The following is a 5,401-nucleotide window of genomic DNA, read 5'->3' on the forward strand; positions in this document are numbered from 1 at the left end:
TGCCCGAGTGTGTGCAGCACCGCCTCGTCCAAGGCAATCAGCAACACTCCGTTGCGCTGGCAGTTGTCATAAAAGATCCCGGCAAAGCTGCTGCCGATCAGCGCGCGAATGCCCATCTGCTTCAAGCCCCACACCGCGTGTTCGCGGCTCGAACCACAGCCGAAGTTCGGCCCCACCACCATGAAACGTGCGCCCAGCCAGGCCGGCTGGTTCAATACGAATTCGGGGTTGGGTGCGCCATTGGGCAAAAAGCGCAGGTCGAAGAACAGCCCGCGATCGAGGCCGGCGCGGTCGATGCCTTTGAGAAATTGCTTGGGCATGATCACGTCAGTGTCGATATTCGCCGCCAGCATCGGCGCGGCCTGGCCGGTGACCTGGGTAAACGGTTGCAGGCTCATGGGCGGTCTCCAAAATGACGGATATCAGTGAGGCGGCCGGTGATGGCCGCGGCAGCGACCATCGCCGGGCTCATCAAGTGAGTGCGCGCCCCAGCGCCCTGGCGGCCTTCGAAGTTGCGGTTGGTGCTGGACGCGCAGCGATCACCGGGCGCCAGCACGTCATCGTTCATCGCCAGGCACATCGAGCAGCCCGACTGGCGCCATTCGAAGCCGGCGTCGATAAAGATCGCCGCCAGCCCTTCGGCTTCGGCCTGGTCACGCACTTCGGTGGAGCCCGGCACGATCATCGCCCGCACATGCTCGGCCACCTGCTTGCCGCGCACCACACTGGCGGCGTCGCGCAGGTCTTCAATGCGCGCGTTGGTGCAAGAGCCGATAAACGCGTGGCTGATCACAATGTCGCTGAGCGGCATGCCGGCTTCCAGGCCCATGTAGTTGAGGGCGCGGCGCATGTCCTGGCGCAGGATCAGGTCGCTGACGTCTTGCGGGTCCGGCACGCGGGCACCGATGGGCGCGGCCTGGTCGGGGCTGGTGCCCCAGGTAACCATAGGCTCCAGGGTGCTGGCGTCCAGCTGCACTTCCTGGTCGAACACCGCGTCGGCGTCGGTGTGCAACGTGCGCCATTGCACCAGGGCTTGTTCCCACAACTCGCCCTTGGGCGCACGCGGCTTGCCTTTGAGGTAGGCGAAGACTTTTTCGTCGGGTGCCATAAACGCGCCCCGCGCGCCAGCTTCCACCGCCATGTTGCAGATGGTCATGCGCGCTTCAACACTCAGCGCATCAATGGTGGCGCCGCGAAACTCGATGGCGTAACCGGTGGCCCCGGACGCGCCGATCTTGCCGATCAGTGCCATGATCACGTCCTTGGAAGTCAGGCCGTTGCCCAGGGTGCCGTCTACCGTCACGCGCATGCTTTTCAGGCGTTTGTACACCAGGGTCTGCGAGGCCAGCAGGTGCTCGATTTCCGAGGTGCCGATGCCAAACCCGAAGGCGCCGAGGGCACCGTAGGTGGTGGTGTGGCTGTCGCCGGCGGCAATCACCATGCCCGGCAGGATAAAGCCCTGCTCCGGGGCAATCACGTGTTCGATGCCTTGGCGTTTGTCGAGGATGTCCAGCAGCTCGATACCGAAGTCCTGGCAGTTTTCCGCCAGGTACGAGACTTGCCGCGCGCCGCCTGCGTCAGGCATCGCGGCAATGCGCATGGGCGTGGTGGGGTTTACGTGGTCGACCACCGCCAGCGCGGTGCCGGGGCGCCATACGCCACGCTTGGCCTCGCGCAGGCCGCTGAACGCCTGGGGGCTGGTGTATTCGTTGATCACCTGGCGGTCTATATACAGCAGCACATGGCCCTGGTCATCCAGGGCGCACACCGTGTGGGAGTCGATGTGTTTGTCGTAGAGGGTTCTGGCAGTCATGTTTGTGGACTCACTTTTATAAGCGCTCGCTCAACGGTATGACCCCATCCTACGCAGCCCCCCGGCCCCATCAATGGCACCTGGGTGATGGCTTGGAACATGTTTCGTGTTCAATCCGGCAACGCTGAAACATTTTCTTTCATATCCCGCTTAGGGATTTCTCATTCTCATCCGTCTTAACTTAGATACAGCCCGTCGCGTCAGCAAAAGCTACGACTGGCCTTTTCCGGGCCTCCTTCGCCCTCCTCCGATCAAGACCCGCATTCACATGTCGAAGAAGTCACGCTCAAAACTCTGGTTTCTGGTTCATAGCTGGTTGGCGTTGCCCATCTGGTTTTTTGTACTGATCGTCTGCGTCACCGGCACCCTGGCGGTGGTCAGCCAGGAAATCGTCTGGCTGGCCAACCCTGACATCCGCGCCAGCAAGCCGTCGGACGATGCCGAACGGCTGAGTTACGACCAGGTCATCGGCGCCATCAAGCGCAACGAACCCCAGGCAATCGTGCAGTCGATCACCCGCCCGGACGAGTCGCACTTCGCGCTGAGTGTCGACCTCAGTTACCCCGACGGGCGCTCGGTGGAGGTCTACGTCAACCCGTATACCGGCGTGATCCAGGGCATCAGCCCAGCGTTCAACTTCCAGCAATTTACCCGTGCCTTGCACGGTTGGTGGCTGGTGCCGTTTACCAATGGCTACAGCTGGGGTTGGTACCTGGTGTCGGCGCTTGGCATACCGCTGCTGGCATCCCTGGTCACCGGGCTGGTGGTGTACAAGCGTTTCTGGAAAGGGTTTCTGCGCCCGACCCTGCGAATCCGCCATGGCGCGCGGATCTTCTGGGGTGACTTCCATCGTTTGAGCGGTATCTGGTCGATCTGGTTTATCGCGGTAATTTCCATCACCGGCATCTGGTTCCTGATCCGGGCAATTCTGGGCGACAACCAGATTTCCATCTCCAGTGAGCCCATCGTGCCGGTAATTGCCCGGGAGAAGGTGCCTGTGTCAGCACCGGGCGTACCGGCTCCAATGATCCCGATCGATCGGGCCATCGAGATCGCCACGCAGCGCATTCCCGGGCTGGAGGCCAGTTTTGTGTTCCTGCCCAGCAACGCCTATAGCCACCTGCAGATCGGCGGGCGCGGCTGGTACCCGTTGATGTTCCAGACGGCGCAGCTCAACCCGTACGACGGTGAAATTGCCGTGTCGCACCTGCTGTCCGACCGCTCGACACTGGAGTTCGTCACCGAATCCATGCGTCCGCTGCACACCGGCGACTTTGGCGGCCTGTGGGTCAAGCTGATCTGGGCATTCTTCGGCCTGATCATGAGCATGATGGTGTTGAGCGGTCTGCTGATCTGGACCAAACGCACCGCGCTGGCCACCCTCAACGCCTTCAAGCGCGAGGCCAAGACGCAACGCGCGCCGGCCCCCGCCACGGCCAGGCAGGCTGAAACCTCGGAGGCCAATTGATGAGCAAACGTGCGACCACCACACCACCTTCGCCGCTGCGGGCCTTTTGGCTCAAGTGGCGCTTCCACATCAATGTCCTGCTGTTGCTGGTGCCCCTGGGGTTCATGCCCAAGTACTTTGCCGACGCCGCACTGTTTCGCGGTGACAGCGGCATTGGCGAGCGCGTGGCCGGCGAAGTGCAGGTGGGGCCGTGGAGCCTGACCCTCGCAGAGTTTCGCAACGAAGGCCCGCGCCCGGACCCGGCCGGCCCGATGAAATTTTTCAACGCCGCCCTGTGCGACACCTGCGCCGAGCAGGTCAAGGCCACTTACCTGCGTATCGGCAAACCGCGCAGCCTGCGCGCGGCCGGGGTGATTTTCTTCGGCACGCCGTACCGCATGGGTGCGGTGTTGCCGGTGCCGGAACGCACACCCGTGGACGCCGAAGTATGGGTGACCATGGAAGGCTGGGACGGCTCCATGCACCAGGGTTCCATCCCGCTGAGCCAGGCTTCGCCTGCCACCATTGCCTGGTTGAACAAGCAAGGAGTTAAACCATGACGTTAATGCGCCTGACTCGCGCCGCTTTATTGCTCTGCGCCGGCTTCAGTGGCGTCGCCCTGGCCCATAACCCGATGTGCGAATGCAAGGAAATCCCCGGCGAACAGATCCAGTGCACCGGCGGTTTTTCCGACGGCAGCGGCGCGCCGGGCGTGACCCTGGATGTGATCGGCTACGACGAAACCATCCTGCTGCCGGGCAAGCTCGGTCAGGACTCGACCCTGACGTTCAAAAAGCCCTCGGCCGAGTTTTACGTACTGTTTGATGCAGGCCCCGGCCATGTGGTGGAAATCGACCAAGCGGATATCCAGCCCCAATGAGCACCACACAGGTTGTACGCCCTGCCGGGGCCGGCCATGAAACCCTTTACGTGTTGCTGCTGTGCCTGATCATCCTCGCGGTGGCTGGCACGGTGGTGGCGCTGCACGGTGAAACCCAGGAGGTCGCCGCCGTGCCCAGCCACCAACTGGACGCACGCCGTGACCTGAGCGCTGCCGAGCAAGGCATCTACGCCGACCTGCGCGTGACCCTGGATGAAATCCAGCTGTTGCAGCAGGAGCAAAACGCCCTGCCGACGCCCACGCAACTGGCCGAAGAAGGCTTCGCACCGTTTGCCCAGGACGCCAGTTCGGTGAGCCGTGGCGACCATCGCTGGCAGCTGCTTGAGCCTGTGGCCTACCTGGGTTTGAGCCAAGCGCCAAGCACCAGCGGCTCGGTGCTGATGCGCGTGCAAGGTGACGAGCCGGATGTGTGGCTCAACCGCCAGGCCAACCTCGCCGCCCCTGCCGACCTCACCGACGCGGCGCTGATCGCCGCCGGCTGGCGCCAGGTGGTCACGCAATTCGATGCCGGCGTGACCCGCCAGCACCGTCACTGAACCAGAAGACCGAGTGCCCATGTCTATTTCATCGCCCCTGTTACGCCTGTTGCTGGTTGGCCTGTTCAGCCTGATGCTCGCCCCGCTCGCGAATGCCGAAGCGGCCAAGCGCCTGCGCATCGGCATCACCCTGCACCCGTATTACAGCTACGTGGCCAATATCGTCGGCGACAAGGCCGAGGTGGTGCCGCTGATTCCCGCCGGTTTCAACCCCCACGCCTACGAACCGCGCGCCGAAGACATCAAGCGCATCGGCACCCTGGACGTGATCGTACTCAATGGCGTCGGCCATGATGATTTTGCCGACCGCATGATCGCCACCAGCGAGCGCCCGGACATCCCGGTGATCGAAGCCAACGCCAACGTACCGCTGCTGGCCGCCACCGGTAACGCCGCGCGCGGTGCGGGCAAGGTGGTCAACCCGCACACCTTCCTGTCGATCAGTGCGTCGATTGCCCAGGTCAACAACATCGCCCGCGAACTGGGCAAGCTCGACCCGGACAACGCCAAGACTTACACCCAAAACGCCCGCGCCTACGGCAAGCGCCTGCGCCAGATGCGTGCCGATGCGCTGGCAAAACTGACCAGCGCGCCGAACCCGGACCTGCGCGTTGCGACCGTGCACGCGGCCTACGACTACCTGCTGCGCGAATTTGGCCTGGAAGTCACCGCCGTGGTCGAGCCCGCCCATGGCATCGAGCCCA

At 63.2% G+C, this 5,401-nt stretch carries 7 protein-coding genes; 5 read left to right on the forward strand and 2 right to left on the reverse strand.

The genetic code is table 11. From position 1 onward, the window contains the following. Window positions 1-398, reverse strand: a 398-nt coding sequence (leuD, locus tag FEM54_RS23380) for a 3-isopropylmalate dehydratase small subunit (protein ID WP_138453323.1), incomplete at its 3' end; no start/stop codon positions are given. After that, a complete protein-coding gene (gene leuC / locus FEM54_RS23385) occupies window positions 395-1,813 on the reverse strand; it encodes a 3-isopropylmalate dehydratase large subunit (protein WP_099547883.1) in 1,419 nt (472 codons plus the stop codon). The genes leuC and leuD, both read right to left, overlap by 4 nt. Before the next feature lie 268 nt (window positions 1,814-2,081). Between leuC and FEM54_RS23390 the strand changes: the two genes are divergently transcribed. From FEM54_RS23390 to FEM54_RS23410, 5 genes are all read left to right on the forward strand, one after another. Then, entirely contained in the window at window positions 2,082-3,281 is a 1,200-nt protein-coding gene (locus tag FEM54_RS23390) for a PepSY-associated TM helix domain-containing protein (RefSeq protein ID WP_017136358.1), read from the forward strand. Then, window positions 3,281-3,820: a hypothetical protein gene (locus tag FEM54_RS23395; RefSeq protein ID WP_017136359.1), complete on the forward strand. Its 540-nt coding sequence runs from the start codon at window positions 3,281-3,283 to the stop codon at window positions 3,818-3,820. Before FEM54_RS23390 ends, FEM54_RS23395 begins: the two co-directional genes overlap by 1 nt. Next, window positions 3,817-4,140 (forward strand): hypothetical protein, encoded by a 324-nt coding sequence (locus FEM54_RS23400; protein ID WP_099547881.1) that lies wholly within the window; start codon window positions 3,817-3,819, stop codon window positions 4,138-4,140. The genes FEM54_RS23395 and FEM54_RS23400 overlap by 4 nt, the downstream gene beginning before the upstream one ends. Then, window positions 4,137-4,697, forward strand: coding sequence for a DUF6162 family protein (locus FEM54_RS23405; RefSeq protein ID WP_017136361.1), 561 nt, complete (start codon window positions 4,137-4,139; stop codon window positions 4,695-4,697). The genes FEM54_RS23400 and FEM54_RS23405 overlap by 4 nt, the downstream gene beginning before the upstream one ends. Before the next feature lie 19 nt (window positions 4,698-4,716). Continuing rightward, window positions 4,717-5,401, forward strand: a 685-nt coding sequence (locus FEM54_RS23410; RefSeq protein ID WP_138453324.1) for a metal ABC transporter solute-binding protein, Zn/Mn family, incomplete at its 3' end; no start/stop codon positions are given.

This window comes from Pseudomonas edaphica (genome assembly GCF_005863185.1).
GTDB lineage: Bacteria > Pseudomonadota > Gammaproteobacteria > Pseudomonadales > Pseudomonadaceae > Aquipseudomonas > Aquipseudomonas edaphica.